This is a genomic window from Candidatus Magnetominusculus xianensis (assembly GCA_001541255.1).
Taxonomy (GTDB): Bacteria; Nitrospirota; Thermodesulfovibrionia; order Thermodesulfovibrionales; family Magnetobacteriaceae; genus Magnetominusculus; species Magnetominusculus xianensis.
The window spans coordinates 1-14,874 of record LNQR01000078.1 but is presented as its reverse complement, the minus strand read 5'-3'; the positions used below and the strand labels follow the sequence as shown (position 1 = coordinate 14,874).

The following is a 14,874-nucleotide window of genomic DNA, read 5'->3' as shown; positions in this document are numbered from 1 at the left end:
CAAAGTATATCCTGCATTATGATTTATCCTTTTTCTCTTTATCCTTTTTCCCTGCCTTATCAGCAGGTACAGGGGGGGTGTAGTCTATAAATTCCAAAACGGCCATCTCCGCCTGGTCTTTCAGTCTCCTACGTGTCCTGACAATCCTTAGATACCCGCCGTTTCTTTCAGTAAAACGCGGTGCGATCTCAGCAAACAGTTTAGCGATAACCTTCCTGTTTGGAATGTTTGCAAGCGCTACACGTTTAGCATGTAAGTCACCTCTTTTACCCAGGGTGACCATCTTTTCTACTAATCCTTTGACGGCCTTTGCCTTTATTAAGGTTGTCTCTATCCTCTCATACTCCAGCACCGCAGTTATCAGGCTTCTAAACAATGCCTTTCGCTGATTTGTCGGCCTGTTAAAATGTCTGGCATCTATCTTATGGCGCATGGTCAGCCTCCTCCATTTTCTATTTTCAGCTCTCTTCTGACGGCATCCATATCTATCTTAGAATTAAAATCAAGCCCCAAACTCAGCAGCACTTCCCTTATTTCGTCAAGAGATTTCCTGCCAAAATTCTTCATCTTCAGCATGTCGTGGTCATTTCTCTGAACCAGTTCATAAATATACTTTATATCTGCGTTTTTCAGGCAATTCTGTGATCTCACAGAAAACTCAAGCTCGTCTACTGTTTTCATGAGATTTCTATTAAATTCTCTGCCTTGCGAGTTAGCCGGTTCAACTGGTTCGGGACTACTAATGACAGGGGCTGCCTCTTCCTCATCATCAACTGCTTCCCTGTCTGCTACTTCTTCTATCTCCTCTTCCACATCTTCAGTCAACAGGAAATAGCTCATATGCTTTGTCAGTATCTTTGTGGCCTTAGTAAGGGCGGCCTTAGGGTTGATACTGCCGTCTGTCCATATCTCTATCAGCAGTTTGTCATAGTCGGTTGCCTTACCTACCCTGGTCTTTTCCACGTTGAAAATAACTTTTCTTATCGGCGTAAAAATAGCGTCTATCGTTATCGTCCCCAGAGGCATCCCTTCTTTATTCATTTCCTCAGATGGAATATAACCCCTGCCTTTGTTGATGCACAGCTCGGCCTTGAACTCGGAGTCCCTGTCCAGCGTTGCTATGTGTGCATCGGGATTGAGCAGCTCCAGCCTTGAGTCTGCCTTTATGTCCTTTGCCGTAATGATCTTGCTGCCGCTGACATCTATTGACGCATTTAACTCCCCATCGCCATGCAGCCTGAATCTGAGCTTTTTGAGATTCAACACTATTTGTACAACGTCTTCCTTAACACCCTTTATCGTTGAGAATTCATGATACACGCCTTCAAACTTAACAGAGGTGATGGCAGCGCCTTCTATAGAAGACAACAGTAGTCTTCTTAACGCATTCCCTATTGTTATGCCATATCCTCTTTCCAATGGTTCAGCAATTAGCTTACCGTACGTATCCGTAAACGTCTCTTCCTCAAAATACACGTTTTCCGGCAGCTGAAACCCACTATTTTCAAGCAACATAATGCCTCCGTTTAATTATCTTGAATAAAACTCAACGATCAACTGCTCTTTTGCAGTCAATGGTATATCGTCTCTACTTGGCACATGCAGAACTTTGCCTTTATATCCGGCAAAATCTACCTCCAACCACGACAAAACTCCTTCGTGCTGCTGCCTTTGAAGATTTTCACCAAAGACGTTTAATTTTTTACTAGCCTCGTGAACCGCTATGACATCCCCCACCTTAACGTTATAAGAAGGTATGTTGACCTTCTTGCCGTTTACGCGGAAGTGCCCGTGTAAGACCAGCTGCCTGGCCTGGTTCCTGTTTGACGTAAATCCTATTCTATAGACTATGTTGTCAAGCCTTCGCTCAAGGAACTGCAAAAGAAGCTCGCCAGTGATGCCCTTTTTCTTCTCCGCTTCCTTAAAATACTTGCTGAACTGCTTTTCCAACAACCCGTATATGCGCTTTACCTTCTGCTTTTCCTTCAGTTGAACTGCATAGTCAGAGAGTTTTCCCCTCCTTTGACCGTGCTGACCGGGCGGGTACTTTCTCTTGTCTATTGCGCATTTGTCAGTAGTACACCTGCCGCCTTTGAGAAACAGCTTCTCTCCGTCACGTCTGCATAGCTTACATAGTGCATCTCTGTATCTTGCCATAGTTACACACGCCTCCTTTTTGGAGGTTTACAGCCATTGTGCGGAACTGGCGTAACATCCCTGATTACATTTATATCGATTCCGGCTGCCTGTATTGCCCTTATTGCAGATTCTCTGCCAGCGCCCGGGCCTTTTATAAACACATCTATCTGCTTCATCCCCATTTCTATCGCCTTTTTTGCGGCAGTGTCGGCTGCCATCTGCGCGGCATAGGGTGTGCCTTTTCTTGAGCCTCTGAAGCCCAGGCTGCCAGCGCTTGACCACACCAGCACATTCCCTATCTGGTCACTTATTGTTACCAATGTATTGTTAAACGTCGTCTGCACATGTGCTACACCGTTGGCCACTCTTTTCTTCTCTTTTTTCGGCCCTTTACGTTTCCTGGGCGGCATTATTTACCTCCTTTTTTCTTTATCGAAGACTTTGCCGGCCCGCGTCGTGTCCTGGCGTTCGTCTTTGTCCGCTGCCCTCTTACGGGAAGCCCCAGTTTATGCCTTAGACCCCTGTAACACCCTATGTCCATTAATCTCTTTATATTCATCGAGATCTCTTTCTTTAAGTCGCCTTCTACTTTGCAGTCCCTGTCTATTACTGCCCTTATCTTTGCCACATCTTCGCTTGTCAGGTTGTTTACTCTAACATTCGGGTCTACGCCGGTCTCTGCGATTATCTTTTTAGAGGTTGCCCTGCCTATTCCGAATATCCTCGTCAATCCAATTTCCACTCTCTCTTTCTTCGGCAAATCCACGCCTGCTATTCTTGCCATAAACCCCTCTTATCCTTGTCTCTGTTTATGTTTAGGATTTTCGCAGATTACTCTGACAACTCCTTTCCTCTTTATCAGCTTACACTTTGTACACATCGGTTTTACTGATGATCGTACCTTCATCGTCTAAAATCCTCCATGATTACTTATATCTGTATGTTATTCTTCCCTTTGTCAAATCATATGGCGACAGCTCGACCAGTACCTTATCCCCCTGCAGAATCTTTATGTAGTGTATCCTCATCTTCCCGGATACGTAGGCCATTACCACCTGTTTGTTGTCCAGCTCCACCTTGAACACTGCATTTGGCAGCGCCTCAAGTATCGTCCCCTGCACTTCAATGTTATCTTCTTTTGCCATTTTTCCCTATTTTCAGTTTAGTTGAGTTAAAATACCCGGTTCATCGTCGGTAACTACCACTGTATGTTCAAAGTGCGCTGAAAGCGAGCCGTCTGCCGTTACCGCCGTCCAGCCGTCTTTCAATACTGCGACCTCAAAGCCCCCAGCGTTTACCATTGGCTCTATGGCCAGCACCATACCCTTTTTCAGCCTTGGCCCCTTATTTGGCAGCCCATAATTCGGTATCTGCGGCTCCTCATGCAGACTCCTTCCCACTCCGTGCCCCACAAATGCCCTTACCACCGAATACCCGTATCCTTCGACATGTACCTGTATTGAATGCGAAATATCGGACACCCTGTTATTTGCCCTGGCCTTTTCTATGCCCTTGTACAGCGATTCCTTCGTAACAGACAGCAGCTTCTGCGTCTCTTTTGACACCTTCCCCACAGGATATGTCCATGCGGCATCACCTATGTATCCATCAAACACAACCCCTACATCGAGGCTGACGATATCGCCGTCTTTCAACACCTTTTTTCTCGACGGTATTCCGTGTATTACCTCGTTGTTGACCGATATACAGAGGCTTGCCGGATACCCCCTGTATCCCTTAAATGCCGATGCTGCCTTGTTGCTCTTTATTATTGCCTCCGCTTTTAGTTCTATATCTTTTGTAGTTATCCCCGGGGCGATTACCTCTCCCAGACGTATCAGGGTCTCAGCTACTATTTTTGATGCCCTATCTATCTTGTTTATCTCATCATCCGATTTTATTATTATCACAATCTTCTGTTTTTAGAACTATCTCCTGCCTTTTATCCTTCCCTTTTTCAAAAGGCCGTCATATGATCTTGTCAGGAGATGCGACTCTATCTGCGACACCGTATCAAGGGCTACCCCAACGACAATCAAAAGCGATGTCCCACCGAAGTAAAACGGCACATTGAACTTGCTTATCAACATGCTTGGCAGCACACATACAACCGACAGATATATCGCCCCTACAAATGTCAGCCTGGACAATACCCTGAATATGTAGTCTGACGTATTTTTCCCCGGCCTTATCCCAGGTATATAGCCGCCGTATTTCTTTAAGTTGTCTGCAATATCAACCGGATTAAACACTATCGCGGTATAAAAATAGCAGAAAAACACTATCATGGCCACATACAATAAGTCATGCACCAGTGAGCCGGGGGCAAGCTGCTTTGCAAAGGACTGTACCCACGGTATGGCTATGAACCCGGCTATCGTTGCCGGAAACATGATTATCGATGATGCAAATATCGGCGGGATAACACCAGAGGTGTTTATCTTAAGCGGCAGATGTGTACTCTGCCCGCCGTACATCTTCCTGCCAACAACTCGTTTAGCGTACTGCACGGGTATCTTCCTCTGCCCGCGCTCCATGTATATAATCCCTGCTATGATGCCGACCATCATGATGAATATAATTATCATCACTATGATAGAGAGCTCCCCTGCCTTTATCAGCCTGCCTGTGTTGATGACTGCTTCAGGCAGTCTTGCCACAATACCGGCAAAGATTATCAGGGATATGCCGTTTCCTAAGCCCCTTTCCGTAATCTGCTCACCCAGCCACATGATGAACGTAGTCCCTGCCGTCAGTGTAATCATCGTAACCAGCCTGAAACCCCAGCCAGGGTTGTGGATAAACTGCCCGTTTGCCATAGTCTCAAGCCCGACGGCTATACCAAAAGACTGAATCAGACTTATTACTATTGTGCCGTATCTGGTGTACTGGGTTATCTTCTTGCGGCCTTCCTCACCCTCTTTTGCCAGTTTTCCAATAGCCGGAATGACGACAGTCAGAAGCTGGAAGATAATCGACGCGCTGATATATGGCATAATGCCAAGCGCAAAGATGGTCACTCTGGAGAGCGCACCGCCTGAGAACATATCGAAAAACCCCATCAAGGCGCCGCCCTTGTCTGTCAAAAACTTACTCAACTGTTCGCCGTCAATCCCAGGGGTCGGTACGTGAGCGCCTATCCTATATACGGTCAGGAGTGCAAACGTAAAGTACAGCCTTTTTTTCAGTTCCTCTATTCTAAAAATATTCTGAATACTGTTTAAAACACTCAATAGTTAATCCTCAGCATATCCATATACCCTTCAAGCCAGTCTTTAAGCTAAAACGACGGCCTGACCTCCTGATGCGGTTATTTTCTCTGCTGCCTTTTTGCTGAACACATTGGCCTTTACAACAACCGGGCGTTTCAACTCTCCGGTTGCCAGTACCTTTAGTCCGGCGCGCAGCTTCTTTATTATACCATACTTATATAACAGCTCAGGGGTCACCTCAACACCAGCATCTATGACGCCCGATTCTATCTTATCCTCTATGTCCTTAAGGTTTATGATTGCCCATTCTACCTTAAACGGATGGTTTTTAAAACCACGCTTTGGCAGTCTGCGCTGCAGGGGCATCTGCCCACCCTCGAAACCGCGTGCTACACCGCCGCCTGAGCGTGCCTTCTGGCCCTTGTGTCCTTTACAGGCCGTCTTGCCGTGTCCGCTTCCACAGCCGCGTCCTACCCTTTTGTTTGCCTTTGTGCTGCCTTCTTTAGGGGCTAGCTCATCTAATCTCACAGTTATTGAACCTCCATATCCTATCGTGAACCTGCGTCAATTTGCACGGTCACATCAGCGCTGGCACCGGTTAAGCTGCTTCAACCGTCTCAACCTTTACCAGATGGGACACCTTTCTCAGCATACCGTCTATTGCCGGATTCTTCTTTTTTATCACTGTCATATGGCGCTTTCTCAGCCCAAGTGCCCTCAGCGTATCTCTCATTCTCTCGTTTAATCCTTCGTAACTTCTCATAAGGGTTATCTTAACCATAGTTAAGCCTGTTTTACTGCATCTTTTGCAGTATCACGGGTTGAGTCCTCGCCCCGTCCCCTTAGTTTTAACACTACCTCCGGGTCCTTCAAAAGGGACAGCCCGTTGAATGTCGCCCGCACTGCGTTAAAGGCATTTGTACTTCCTATAGACTTTGCCACTACATTGTGTATACCGGCAACCTCCAGAACCGCCCTTACAGGGCCACCCGCGATGAGGCCAGTGCCCTCTCTGCCAGGGTTTAACACCACTACGCCAGCTCCATAGTGACCAGTGATTCTGTGTGGGATTGTCGCATCCTTCATCGGAAACTTAAATAATGATTTCTTTGCCTTTTCAACTGCCTTTCTTATTGCCTCTGGCACTTCGTTTGCTTTACCTTTGCCGATTCCTACGATTCCCTCTCCGTTTCCTACCACTACGAGGGCACTAAAGGAAAACCGCCGTCCACCCTTCACTACCTTTGCGACACGGTTGATAAAGATTACCTTTTCCTGAAGTGTCAGCTCACCCGGATCTATTCTACCCACTATGCCTCCTGTTTACTGCCGCCATGTCTTCACCTGTCATATTAGAACTCAAGTCCGGCCTCTCTTGCGGCCTCGGCAAGGGCCTTGACCCTGCCGTGATATTTAAACCCGCCTTTATCAAATACCGCTTTGCTTATGCCTTTTTCTTTTGCCTTTTGCGCTATCAATGCACCGACTTTTTTTGCCGCCGCGACGTTACCCTTATGGCCTGTCTCAGTCTTTAACGACTTATCAAGGGTTGAGGCATGTGCAAGCGTTTGACCTTTGGTGTCATCTATCATCTGCGCGTACATGTGGCTTAAGCTCTTGTACACCGTCAGGCGCGGCCTTTCCTCAGTACCGGTAACTTTCTTTCTTACCCGCTTGTGTCTTCTTTGTCTTAGCTCAATTTTCTCTATCATTAACTCAAGACCTCACTCAGCATTACTTTGTCCCCGTCTTACCAGGTTTTAGCTTTATTGACTCATTGGCATATCTTATCCCCTTGCCCTTGTAGGCATCGGGTGGTCTTATGCCCCTTATATTTGCTGCCATCTGTCCTAAGAGCTGCTTGTCTATGCCTCTTAGTGTCAGCTTTGTCTGCTTTTTATCGACTTCCGCCGTGATTCCCTTGGGTAGTTGAAATATTACGGGATGTGAATATCCCATGGCGAACTCTATCTTGTCGTCTTTTACCTGCGCCCTGTATCCTACTCCTACCAGCTCCATATCCCGTGTGAACCCCTTTGAAACCCCTTCGCACATGCTGCTTAACAAGCTCCTTGTCAAACCATGAAGTGATCTTTCGTTCTTTGTGTCTCCGGCCCTCTCCACAGTCAGGATATTACCGTTAATGACCAGTTTCATCAAATCCGGCACGCTCCAGCTCAACTCGCCCTTTGCGCCCTTCACGGCTACTGCGCTGCCATTGATCGTCACTGTTACCCCGCCTGGTATCTCAATTGGCTTCTTCCCTACCCTGGACATCTCTTTGTTCTCCTTTTATATACTACCAGATGTAGGCGATTACCTCTCCGCCCAATTTCTCGTTTCTGCACACGCTGTCTGTTAATATCCCCTTCGGGGTTGTCATTATTACTATCCCTACGCCGCCCATGATTTCATGGACTTCTTTATATCCGGCATAGACACGGCGTCCGGGTTTGCTTACACGCTTGAGGCCGGTTATGATGCTCTTGCTCTCAACATACTTTAGTGAAATCCTCAGCACTCCCTGCTTCTTGTCCTTTAGTATCTTATATGCCCGAATAAAGCCCTCTTCTTTTAGCAGCTTCGCTATCTCCAGCTTAATCCTCGAGGCAGGCACATCCACCTTTTCCGCCTTTATCATAATTGCGTTTCTCATTCTTGTCAACATGTCCGCTATCGGATCGGTCATCATATCATCTCACCCCTACCAGCTCGATTTTATTACGCCGGGCACTTTTCCTTGCAATGCAAGCATCCTAAAACATATACGGCACATCCCGAACTTCCTCAGATAGCCCCTCGGTCTGCCGCATAACTGGCACCGGTTGTATGTCCTTACTTCAAACTTCGGCTTCCTTTTATTCTTCTCTATCAAACATGTCTTTGCCATATTACCCCTATCGCCCCGAATTTAATCTCATACAATATCTTAATCCCTGAAAGGCATTCCGAATTCCTTCAGCAGCGCCTTCCCTTCTTTATCCTTACCGGCTGAGGTGCAAATCACCACATTCAAGCCATGCACCATGTTTACCTTGTCGTAGTCTATCTCAGGGAATATGAACTGCTCCTTTATCCCGACCGAATAGTTCCCTCTTCCATCGAAAGATTTTCCTGAGATACCCTTAAAGTCCCTTATCCTTGGCAGGGCAAGACTAATGAATCTGTCTAAAAACTCATACATCCTGCTGCCGCGCAGCGTTACCATGCAGCCTATCGGCATCCCTTTACGCAGCTTAAACCCTGCTATGGACTTCTTAGCCTTCGTCACGACTGATTTCTGCCCGGCAATCATGTCGAGTTCTTTTTGCGCGCTGTCGAGGAGTTTTATGTCATGAATCGCCTCGCCTAGCCCAACATTTAATATTATCTTTTGCAGCTTCGGCACTTCCATCACATTCCTGTATGAAAACGCCTTTGTCAGGGCTGGTATTATCTCTTCTTTATATTTTTGTTCTAACCTGGGTAACATAGCCGTTAATCCATGACCTCCTTGCATTTCTTACAGACACGAACCTTCTTCCCGCTGTCGAGCTTTACATTGCCTATCCTCGTAGGTTTTGAACACCTCGAGCATATTACCATTACCTTTGATATATGTATCGGGGATTCTTTTTCTATAATTCCGCCCTGTTTGTACTGATTATTGGGCTTCATGTGCTTTTTCATCATATTGACGCCTTCAACAAGAACCGTCTCGTCCTTCGGACTTGTCACAATGACACGACCCTTTTTGCCTTTCCCTTTGCCTGTCAACACTACCACTGTGTCTTCTTTTTTTATGCTTAAGCCCATGTCATCCCTCACACTTTTTATAATATGGCGTCTGTCTCATAGTATATTACTTCTGGCTATAGTACTTCCGGCGCCAGAGATATTATCTTCGTAAATTCCTTCCATCTCAGCTCTCTGGCAACAGGACCGAATATTCTTGTACCTATCGGTTCGCCTGCCGCGTTTATCAGCACTGCCGCGTTTTGCTGGAATCTTATATATGTACCGTCAGCCCTGCGCGTCTCTTTCCTTGTCCTGACCACTACGGCCTTTGCCTTGGAGCCTTTCTTGACGTTGCTCTCAGGGATTGCCTCTTTTATGGCCACCACTATGATATCGCCAATTCGAGCGTACCTTCTCCTGCTCCCGCCAAGTACCTTTATACATTTCACCAACTTTGCGCCGGAGTTATCGGCAACATCAAGTTCAGTCTCTACCTGTATCATTCTATGCTCCTTGTTCCGTCCGCTTTATGACGACCCAGCTCTTTGACTTGCTTATCGGCCTTGATTCCATCACCGTAACCTGATCGCCTTTCTTACACACATTCTTTTCATCGTGGGCCTTTAGTTTCTTTGTCCTTTTAATTGTCTTTTTATATAATGGATGCTGCGTCAGCTCGCTTACTGCAACTGTGACCGTCTTATCCATGAGATCCTTTGTTACTGTTCCTGTATAGACTTTTTTAGGCATCTACCTTCCTCACACCCCTGCTATTCTCTGGGTTACTCTTTTGGTTATTTTGGGGGTTATTTTTTGGGGCCATTTCTGTTTTTAACGTCAGAACCCTTGCCACATCTTTCTTTATCTGTCTTATTCTGCGCGGGTTTTGTATCTCGCCTGTGGCCGATTGAAATCTCAGGTTAAAGAGTTCCTTCCTTAACTCCTGCTCTTTCACGTTGAGTTCGTCTAATGTTTGATTCCTCAGCTCTTTTACCTTCATATTACAGGCTCCTCTCTCTTTACGAACTTCACTGCTATGGGAAGCTTATATGAGGCCAGCCTTAGCGCCTCTTTTGCTATCTCTTCGGTTACTCCTGACACTTCGTACATTATCTTACCGGGTTGAACTACCGCCACCCAGTACTCAAGATTCCCTTTTCCCTTACCCATTCTTGTCTCTGCGGGCTTTTTCGTAATCGGCTTGTCGGGGAAAATCCTTATCCAGAGCTTACAGCCGCGTTTAGCGTGTCTTGTGATGGCTATTCTTGCCGACTCTATCTGCCTGCTCGTCACCCAGCCCGGCTCAAGCGCCTTCAATCCGAAATCTCCGAAGGCAACATCTGCCCCCCTTGCGGCCTTGCCGTTCATATTGCCTTTCATCATCTTCCTGTACTTAACCTTCTTCGGCATTAACATCTCGGCTGCTCCTTATCTACCCGCTCTATGCTTAATATTTGTCATCTTTATCATGTCAGGCTGACGCCTTCACATCCATCATCAGGCTGATGCCTTCGCTTCCATATCAGGCTGATGCCTTCGCTTCCATATCAGGCTGATGCCTTCGCTTCCATATCAGGCTGATGCCTTCGCATCAGGCAGTATATCGCCCTTATATATCCACACCTTTACGCCGATTATTCCATATGTCGTCTTTGAGCGCGCGTAGCCGTAGTCTATATCTGCCCTAAACGTATGCAGCGGCACCCTGCCCTCTTTATACCACTCTGTCCTTGCGATTTCTGCGCCTGATAGCCTTCCTGCACATGCTATTTTTACCCCAAGCGCCCCAAATCTTATCGATGACAGCACTGATTTCTTCATTGCACGCCGGTAGGCCACCCTCTTTTCTATCTGCATGCCAATATTCTCCGCCACAAGCTGCGCGTCAAGTTCCGGCTTTCTTATCTCCTTTATGTCTATGCTTACCTGCTTGTTAATCGATGCCTCGACTGCCTTTTTAAGATTCTCTACTTCTGCACCCTTTTTGCCTATTATGATTCCGGGCCTCGCCGTATGGATAATTATCTTTATCTTCTGACCGGCTCTTTCTATTTCAACCTTGCCGATGCCGGAGTGGTAGAGCTTCTCCTTTATAAAGCCGCTTATGAACAGGTCTTCATGGAGCTGCTGTGCATAACCGTGTTTTAAATACCAGCGGAAATCCCACGTCTTTATTATTCCCAACCTGTTACCTGTTGGATGTGTCTTCTGGCCCAAAAACCACCTCCGCGCTATTCGGACAGAACCACTGTTATGTGGCTCGTCTTCTTCTTTATAATATTTGCCCTGCCCATTGCCCTTGGTATCATCCTCTTCATCATAGGCCCCTGGTCTACTAACACGTTTATGAGTTTCATCTTCTCTGGTTCTGCCGCATTTTTCTGCTCTGCGTTTGCCATTGCAGACTTGAGAATCTTACCCACCAACTTAGCGCCCCTGTATGGCATAAACTTCAGCATCACTGTTGCCGTCGCTGCGTCTTTTCCAACTATCAGCTTTGCAACCCGCCTGGCCTTCTGGGGCGTTATCCTGGCATACCTGTGTATGGCCTTCGATTTAACCTCGCCTGCGCTCAATTTTTTTGATTCCATAGTGTTATTTACCCTTCACGGCAGTAGTTTTTTTACTTCCTGAATGTCCTTTAAAGACCCTCGTCGGTGCAAATTCTCCCAGTTTATGACCTATCATGTTCTCCGATACGTATACAGGTATGAACTTCTTCCCGTTATGTACAGCAAACGTGATCCCTATAAAATCCGGTATTACGGTCGAGCGTCTTGACCATGTCTTTATTATCTTTTTTTCGCCTGAGTCTGTCATCTTCTTCACTTTCCTCAGCACGCTGTCATCTACAAACGGACCTTTTTTTACCGATCTTGGCATCTTTTCACCTCTTATTCACTTTCCCTATTACTTTCTTCTTCTCACTATGTATTTGTCGGTCCTTTTATTTTTCCTTGTCTTAACACCTTCAGGTCTGCCCCATGGGCTGCAGGGGGGTCTTCCACCGGAACTCTTTCCTTCGCCTCCGCCAAGCGGGTGGTCTATTGGATTCATCGCCACACCACGCACTGTCGGCTTCTTTCCCATCCAGCGGTTGCGTCCAGCCTTGCCTATTGAGACATTCTCATGTTCGGCGTTGCTTACCTGCCCTACTGTAGCCATACAATCTATTGGTATGAGCCTTACCTCAGATGACGTGAGCTTTATCTGTGCGTATTTGGCGTCCTTTGCCACAAGCTGCGCAGATGACCCAGCACTCCTTACCAGCCTTCCGCCCTGGCCTTTTCGTATCTCCACATTATGGATTACCGTACCTAATGGTATATCTTTGAGCGGCAGGGCATTGCCAACCTTTATCTCTGAGTCTGAGCCGCTTGTTACCTCACTGCCGACTTTGAGGCCCTCGGGGAGGATTATATAGCGCCTCTGCCCGTCTGCGTACTTCAACAGCGCTATGCGCGCCGACCTGTTCGGGTCATATTCAATGGTCTCTACCTTTGCCGGTACACCCATCTTATCCCTTTTAAAATCTATTATCCTGTAGTGCCTCTTGCCTCCGCCGCCGCGGTGCCATGCAGTGACACGCCCAAGATTGTTTCTGCCGCCGGTCTTTTTCTTTGTCGCACACAGCGGCTTATGCGGCTTGTCTACTGTCAGATTCGCAAAATCCGATACAGTCTGAAACCTTCTGCCCGGTGATGTCGGATTATATCTTATTATTCCCATTCTCTATACACCTTCTATAAAGTCTAGCGTCTCGCCCTTTTTCAGAGTTACAATCGCCTTTTTCTTTTCCTGAGTTTTACCAACAAACTTGCCATATTTCTTCCACTTTGATGGCCGCATCATTGTCGATACCTTATCAACTTTCTTCTTAAATATCTCCTCGAAGGCCCTTTTTATCTCTATTTTGTTGGCATCCCTTGCCACTTCAATCAACAGCTTCCCGCCGTTTTCTTTTAAATATGTGCCCTTTTCAGTGAACAGGGGCTTTTTAATTATCGAGTACAGGTCTTTCATCGCCGTTTATTCCTTTTACTGCCGTAATTGCGCCGCTTGTCATTAGCACCATGCCGTGGTTCAACACATCGTATGTGTTTAAATCCATTGCCCTCACTACGTCTACACCCACGATGTTGCGGGCTGAGAGTACTACATTGTCATCCTTGTCCGGCAGCACTATCAGTATCTTACTACTGAGAAGCAGGTTCAGATTGTTTAGTATCTTTACTATATCCGCCGACTTCGGGCGCTCTAACTTTAAATCGTCAATAACCACCAGCTCATTGCTCGAGAATTTCACTGACAGCGCAGTCCTCAGCGCAAGCCTCCTGAGCTTCTTATTCACCTTATATGAATAATCGCGGGGCTGCGGGCCAAACGTCGTACCTCCACCCCTCCACAGCGGTGACCTTGAACTTCCATGCCTTGCGCGGCCTGTGTGTTTCTGCTTCCACGGCTTCTTACCACCGCCTCTTACCAGACCTCTGGTCTTTGTTGCATGTGTACCCTGCCTCTGGTTTGCCAGATAGTTGACCACCACTGCGTGCAATATATCCTTCCTGGCCTCAAGCCCAAAGACCTCTTCCGGCAATTCCAGCTTGCCAACTGCATTGTTATTTATATCTTTTATCTCTATCTCCAACATATCGCCCTTCTAACCTTTATCCTCATATTTTGTCATTATTTTGTTATTTCCACTATGTTACCGGTCGGACCCGGCACTGCACCTTTTATTATTAACAAGTTCTGCTCCGGTTTTACGTCTATTACCCTGAGATTGCTTACTGTCACACGCACTGCCCCCATGTGACCAGGCAGCCCCGTATTCTTCCACACCCTTGATGGAAACGAGCTTGCTCCAATTGAGCCAGGCGCCCTGTTAAACATCGACCCGTGCGACCCAGGCCCGCCCCTGTAATTATGCCTTTTCATTACTCCCTGAAACCCCTTGCCTTTGGTTTTACCGCTTACCTTGACAACATCACCAACTGCAAAGCCCGCCACCGTTACCACATCACCGACTTTTAGCGCCTGCTCATTTCCAGAGCCTGCAGCGTTGAGCCTAAACTCCCTCAACAGTTTGTGCGGCTTTTGCGATATTTTATCAAACATCCCCTTCATCGGCTTATTTACCCGCTTTGTCTTGATGATCTCCTGAAACCCCAGCTTCACGGCAGCGTATCCATCACGCTCTACTGTCTTTACCTGTATTACTGCACATGGGCCAGCCTCTATCAGTGTCACCACCGACACATTGCCGTTTTCGGCAAATACCTGAGTCATCCCCAATTTTTTCCCTATTATTCCTGTTTTTCTATTCATTTCAGACATTGTTTTTCCTTCTAAATCCAGCCCTATAATTTAATCTCAACGTCCACACCGGCTGCAAGCTCAAGCTGCATCAACGCGTCCACTGTCTGTTGCGTCGGGTCATGTATATCGATAAGACGCTTGTGAGTTCTAATCTCAAACTGCTCTCTCGATTTCTTATCGACGTGCGGTGAGCGCAACACAGTAAATTTCTGTATATGTGTCGGCAACGGCACCGGCCCGGCTATCCTTGCCCCTGTCCTGTGTACCGTATCCACTATCTCCTTCACTGACTGATCAAGCAGTCTGTGATCGTATGCCCTCAATTTGATTCGTATTTTATCGTTCAAAGTCCTACTCCAACACTTCCGTAACGACGCCGGCTCCAACTGTTCTGCCACCTTCTCTTATTGCAAAGCGCAGCTCTTTCTCCATCGCTATCGGTCCTATTAATTCTATCTTCACACTTATGTTATCTCCGGGCATCACC

The 14,874-nt window shown here is 46.9% G+C and carries 31 protein-coding genes; all 31 read right to left on the bottom strand.

The features are described from left to right. Positions 1-16 precede the first annotated feature (16 nt). Positions 17-433, bottom strand: coding sequence for a 50S ribosomal protein L17 (gene rplQ / locus ASN18_RS11245; protein WP_085052841.1), 417 nt, complete (start codon positions 431-433; stop codon positions 17-19). A 2-nt stretch (positions 434-435) separates the two neighbouring features. Next, entirely contained in the window at positions 436-1,515 is a 1,080-nt protein-coding gene (locus tag ASN18_RS11240; RefSeq protein WP_085052840.1) for a DNA-directed RNA polymerase subunit alpha, read from the bottom strand. A 15-nt stretch (positions 1,516-1,530) separates the two neighbouring features. Beyond that, a complete protein-coding gene (gene rpsD, locus ASN18_RS11235) occupies positions 1,531-2,157 on the bottom strand; it encodes a 30S ribosomal protein S4 (RefSeq protein ID WP_085052839.1) in 627 nt (208 codons plus the stop codon). Between the two features lie 2 nt (positions 2,158-2,159). Further along, a complete protein-coding gene (rpsK, locus tag ASN18_RS11230) occupies positions 2,160-2,549 on the bottom strand; it encodes a 30S ribosomal protein S11 (protein ID WP_085052838.1) in 390 nt (129 codons plus the stop codon). Then, entirely contained in the window at positions 2,549-2,923 is a 375-nt protein-coding gene (rpsM, locus tag ASN18_RS11225) for a 30S ribosomal protein S13 (RefSeq protein ID WP_085052837.1), read from the bottom strand. The genes rpsK and rpsM overlap by 1 nt, the downstream gene beginning before the upstream one ends. Before the next feature lie 9 nt (positions 2,924-2,932). Further along, positions 2,933-3,046 carry a 50S ribosomal protein L36 gene (gene rpmJ / locus ASN18_RS11220; RefSeq protein ID WP_085052836.1) on the bottom strand — a complete coding sequence of 38 codons (114 nt, stop codon included), beginning with the start codon at positions 3,044-3,046 and terminating at the stop codon, positions 2,933-2,935. Positions 3,047-3,065: 19 nt separating this feature from the next. Continuing rightward, positions 3,066-3,284 carry a translation initiation factor IF-1 gene (gene infA / locus ASN18_RS11215; protein ID WP_085052835.1) on the bottom strand — a complete coding sequence of 73 codons (219 nt, stop codon included), beginning with the start codon at positions 3,282-3,284 and terminating at the stop codon, positions 3,066-3,068. A 12-nt stretch (positions 3,285-3,296) separates the two neighbouring features. Next, positions 3,297-4,049 (bottom strand): type I methionyl aminopeptidase, encoded by a 753-nt coding sequence (gene map, locus ASN18_RS11210; protein WP_085052834.1) that lies wholly within the window; start codon positions 4,047-4,049, stop codon positions 3,297-3,299. 18 nt (positions 4,050-4,067) lie between these two features. Next, on the bottom strand, positions 4,068-5,372 hold the full coding sequence (secY, locus tag ASN18_RS11205; protein ID WP_085052833.1) for a preprotein translocase subunit SecY: 1,305 nt from the start codon (positions 5,370-5,372) through the stop codon (positions 4,068-4,070). A gap of 42 nt (positions 5,373-5,414) precedes the next feature. Continuing rightward, a complete protein-coding gene (gene rplO, locus ASN18_RS11200) occupies positions 5,415-5,879 on the bottom strand; it encodes a 50S ribosomal protein L15 (RefSeq protein WP_085052832.1) in 465 nt (154 codons plus the stop codon). 70 nt (positions 5,880-5,949) lie between these two features. Next, positions 5,950-6,132 (bottom strand): 50S ribosomal protein L30, encoded by a 183-nt coding sequence (rpmD, locus tag ASN18_RS11195; protein ID WP_085052831.1) that lies wholly within the window; start codon positions 6,130-6,132, stop codon positions 5,950-5,952. 2 nt (positions 6,133-6,134) lie between these two features. After that, positions 6,135-6,662 carry a 30S ribosomal protein S5 gene (gene rpsE / locus ASN18_RS11190; protein WP_085052830.1) on the bottom strand — a complete coding sequence of 176 codons (528 nt, stop codon included), beginning with the start codon at positions 6,660-6,662 and terminating at the stop codon, positions 6,135-6,137. Positions 6,663-6,703: 41 nt separating this feature from the next. Next, positions 6,704-7,063: a 50S ribosomal protein L18 gene (gene rplR, locus ASN18_RS11185; RefSeq protein WP_085052829.1), complete on the bottom strand. Its 360-nt coding sequence runs from the start codon at positions 7,061-7,063 to the stop codon at positions 6,704-6,706. 22 nt (positions 7,064-7,085) lie between these two features. Continuing rightward, a complete protein-coding gene (rplF, locus tag ASN18_RS11180) occupies positions 7,086-7,628 on the bottom strand; it encodes a 50S ribosomal protein L6 (RefSeq protein WP_085052828.1) in 543 nt (180 codons plus the stop codon). 22 nt (positions 7,629-7,650) lie between these two features. Beyond that, entirely contained in the window at positions 7,651-8,043 is a 393-nt protein-coding gene (gene rpsH / locus ASN18_RS11175) for a 30S ribosomal protein S8 (RefSeq protein ID WP_157072948.1), read from the bottom strand. Positions 8,044-8,055: 12 nt separating this feature from the next. Beyond that, positions 8,056-8,241, bottom strand: a complete 186-nt coding sequence (locus ASN18_RS11170) for a type Z 30S ribosomal protein S14 (protein ID WP_085052826.1) — start codon at positions 8,239-8,241, stop codon at positions 8,056-8,058. Positions 8,242-8,280: 39 nt separating this feature from the next. After that, positions 8,281-8,823 carry a 50S ribosomal protein L5 gene (gene rplE / locus ASN18_RS11165; RefSeq protein WP_085052825.1) on the bottom strand — a complete coding sequence of 181 codons (543 nt, stop codon included), beginning with the start codon at positions 8,821-8,823 and terminating at the stop codon, positions 8,281-8,283. 5 nt (positions 8,824-8,828) lie between these two features. After that, on the bottom strand, positions 8,829-9,146 hold the full coding sequence (gene rplX, locus ASN18_RS11160) for a 50S ribosomal protein L24 (RefSeq protein ID WP_085052824.1): 318 nt from the start codon (positions 9,144-9,146) through the stop codon (positions 8,829-8,831). A gap of 56 nt (positions 9,147-9,202) precedes the next feature. Next, on the bottom strand, positions 9,203-9,571 hold the full coding sequence (rplN, locus tag ASN18_RS11155) for a 50S ribosomal protein L14 (RefSeq protein WP_085052823.1): 369 nt from the start codon (positions 9,569-9,571) through the stop codon (positions 9,203-9,205). Between the two features lies 1 nt (position 9,572). Further along, a complete protein-coding gene (gene rpsQ, locus ASN18_RS11150; RefSeq protein WP_085052822.1) occupies positions 9,573-9,818 on the bottom strand; it encodes a 30S ribosomal protein S17 in 246 nt (81 codons plus the stop codon). After that, a complete protein-coding gene (gene rpmC / locus ASN18_RS11145) occupies positions 9,811-10,068 on the bottom strand; it encodes a 50S ribosomal protein L29 (RefSeq protein ID WP_085052821.1) in 258 nt (85 codons plus the stop codon). The genes rpsQ and rpmC overlap by 8 nt, the downstream gene beginning before the upstream one ends. Further along, complete coding sequence (rplP, locus tag ASN18_RS11140; RefSeq protein ID WP_085052820.1) at positions 10,065-10,484, bottom strand: 50S ribosomal protein L16; 420 nt, start codon at positions 10,482-10,484, stop codon at positions 10,065-10,067. Before rplP ends, rpmC begins: the two co-directional genes overlap by 4 nt. Positions 10,485-10,640: 156 nt before the next feature. Next, complete coding sequence (rpsC, locus tag ASN18_RS11135) at positions 10,641-11,285, bottom strand: 30S ribosomal protein S3 (RefSeq protein ID WP_085052819.1); 645 nt, start codon at positions 11,283-11,285, stop codon at positions 10,641-10,643. Positions 11,286-11,299: 14 nt separating this feature from the next. Further along, complete coding sequence (rplV, locus tag ASN18_RS11130; RefSeq protein ID WP_085052818.1) at positions 11,300-11,659, bottom strand: 50S ribosomal protein L22; 360 nt, start codon at positions 11,657-11,659, stop codon at positions 11,300-11,302. A gap of 4 nt (positions 11,660-11,663) precedes the next feature. Continuing rightward, entirely contained in the window at positions 11,664-11,951 is a 288-nt protein-coding gene (gene rpsS, locus ASN18_RS11125) for a 30S ribosomal protein S19 (RefSeq protein WP_085052817.1), read from the bottom strand. A 27-nt stretch (positions 11,952-11,978) separates the two neighbouring features. Beyond that, the gene (rplB, locus tag ASN18_RS11120) at positions 11,979-12,797 is read right to left on the bottom strand and encodes a 50S ribosomal protein L2 (RefSeq protein WP_085052816.1); all 819 of its coding nucleotides are present in this window, start codon (positions 12,795-12,797) and stop codon (positions 11,979-11,981) included. Between the two features lie 3 nt (positions 12,798-12,800). Then, a complete protein-coding gene (gene rplW / locus ASN18_RS11115) occupies positions 12,801-13,091 on the bottom strand; it encodes a 50S ribosomal protein L23 (protein WP_085052815.1) in 291 nt (96 codons plus the stop codon). Next, complete coding sequence (rplD, locus tag ASN18_RS11110) at positions 13,066-13,719, bottom strand: 50S ribosomal protein L4 (protein WP_085052814.1); 654 nt, start codon at positions 13,717-13,719, stop codon at positions 13,066-13,068. The genes rplW and rplD overlap by 26 nt, the downstream gene beginning before the upstream one ends. 35 nt (positions 13,720-13,754) lie before the next feature. Next, positions 13,755-14,396 (bottom strand): 50S ribosomal protein L3, encoded by a 642-nt coding sequence (gene rplC, locus ASN18_RS11105; RefSeq protein WP_085052856.1) that lies wholly within the window; start codon positions 14,394-14,396, stop codon positions 13,755-13,757. A gap of 32 nt (positions 14,397-14,428) precedes the next feature. Beyond that, positions 14,429-14,734, bottom strand: a complete 306-nt coding sequence (gene rpsJ / locus ASN18_RS11100) for a 30S ribosomal protein S10 (RefSeq protein WP_085052813.1) — start codon at positions 14,732-14,734, stop codon at positions 14,429-14,431. Positions 14,735-14,738: 4 nt separating this feature from the next. Then, a partial coding sequence (locus ASN18_RS11095) for an EF-Tu C-terminal domain-related protein (protein WP_492208001.1) occupies positions 14,739-14,874 on the bottom strand: 136 nt, incomplete at its 5' end.

Excerpts from the sequence above, each read along its gene's own strand:
- rpmD (WP_085052831.1), bottom strand. The coding sequence starts at position 6,132 with ATGGTTAAGATAACCCTTATGAGAAGTTACGAAGGATTAAACGAGAGA.
- rplN (WP_085052823.1), bottom strand. The coding sequence starts at position 9,571 with ATGATACAGGTAGAGACTGAACTTGATGTTGCCGATAACTCCGGCGCA.
- rplF (WP_085052828.1), bottom strand. The coding sequence starts at position 7,628 with ATGTCCAGGGTAGGGAAGAAGCCAATTGAGATACCAGGCGGGGTAACA.
- rpmC (WP_085052821.1), bottom strand. The coding sequence starts at position 10,068 with ATGAAGGTAAAAGAGCTGAGGAATCAAACATTAGACGAACTCAACGTG.
- rpsH (WP_157072948.1), bottom strand. The coding sequence starts at position 8,043 with ATGATGACCGATCCGATAGCGGACATGTTGACAAGAATGAGAAACGCA.
- rpmJ (WP_085052836.1), bottom strand. The coding sequence starts at position 3,046 with ATGAAGGTACGATCATCAGTAAAACCGATGTGTACAAAGTGTAAGCTG.
- rplV (WP_085052818.1), bottom strand. The coding sequence starts at position 11,659 with ATGGAATCAAAAAAATTGAGCGCAGGCGAGGTTAAATCGAAGGCCATA.
- rplP (WP_085052820.1), bottom strand. The coding sequence starts at position 10,484 with ATGTTAATGCCGAAGAAGGTTAAGTACAGGAAGATGATGAAAGGCAAT.
- rplC (WP_085052856.1), bottom strand. The coding sequence starts at position 14,396 with ATGAATAGAAAAACAGGAATAATAGGGAAAAAATTGGGGATGACTCAG.
- rpsQ (WP_085052822.1), bottom strand. The coding sequence starts at position 9,818 with ATGCCTAAAAAAGTCTATACAGGAACAGTAACAAAGGATCTCATGGAT.
- infA (WP_085052835.1), bottom strand. The coding sequence starts at position 3,284 with ATGGCAAAAGAAGATAACATTGAAGTGCAGGGGACGATACTTGAGGCG.
- rplQ (WP_085052841.1), bottom strand. The coding sequence starts at position 433 with ATGCGCCATAAGATAGATGCCAGACATTTTAACAGGCCGACAAATCAG.
- rplD (WP_085052814.1), bottom strand. The coding sequence starts at position 13,719 with ATGTTGGAGATAGAGATAAAAGATATAAATAACAATGCAGTTGGCAAG.
- rpsS (WP_085052817.1), bottom strand. The coding sequence starts at position 11,951 with ATGCCAAGATCGGTAAAAAAAGGTCCGTTTGTAGATGACAGCGTGCTG.
- ASN18_RS11170 (WP_085052826.1), bottom strand. The coding sequence starts at position 8,241 with ATGGCAAAGACATGTTTGATAGAGAAGAATAAAAGGAAGCCGAAGTTT.
- rplE (WP_085052825.1), bottom strand. The coding sequence starts at position 8,823 with ATGTTACCCAGGTTAGAACAAAAATATAAAGAAGAGATAATACCAGCC.
- rplW (WP_085052815.1), bottom strand. The coding sequence starts at position 13,091 with ATGAAAGACCTGTACTCGATAATTAAAAAGCCCCTGTTCACTGAAAAG.
- rplX (WP_085052824.1), bottom strand. The coding sequence starts at position 9,146 with ATGGGCTTAAGCATAAAAAAAGAAGACACAGTGGTAGTGTTGACAGGC.
- ASN18_RS11240 (WP_085052840.1), bottom strand. The coding sequence starts at position 1,515 with ATGTTGCTTGAAAATAGTGGGTTTCAGCTGCCGGAAAACGTGTATTTT.
- rpsK (WP_085052838.1), bottom strand. The coding sequence starts at position 2,549 with ATGCCGCCCAGGAAACGTAAAGGGCCGAAAAAAGAGAAGAAAAGAGTG.
- rpsM (WP_085052837.1), bottom strand. The coding sequence starts at position 2,923 with ATGGCAAGAATAGCAGGCGTGGATTTGCCGAAGAAAGAGAGAGTGGAA.
- rplB (WP_085052816.1), bottom strand. The coding sequence starts at position 12,797 with ATGGGAATAATAAGATATAATCCGACATCACCGGGCAGAAGGTTTCAG.
- rplR (WP_085052829.1), bottom strand. The coding sequence starts at position 7,063 with ATGATAGAGAAAATTGAGCTAAGACAAAGAAGACACAAGCGGGTAAGA.
- rpsD (WP_085052839.1), bottom strand. The coding sequence starts at position 2,157 with ATGGCAAGATACAGAGATGCACTATGTAAGCTATGCAGACGTGACGGA.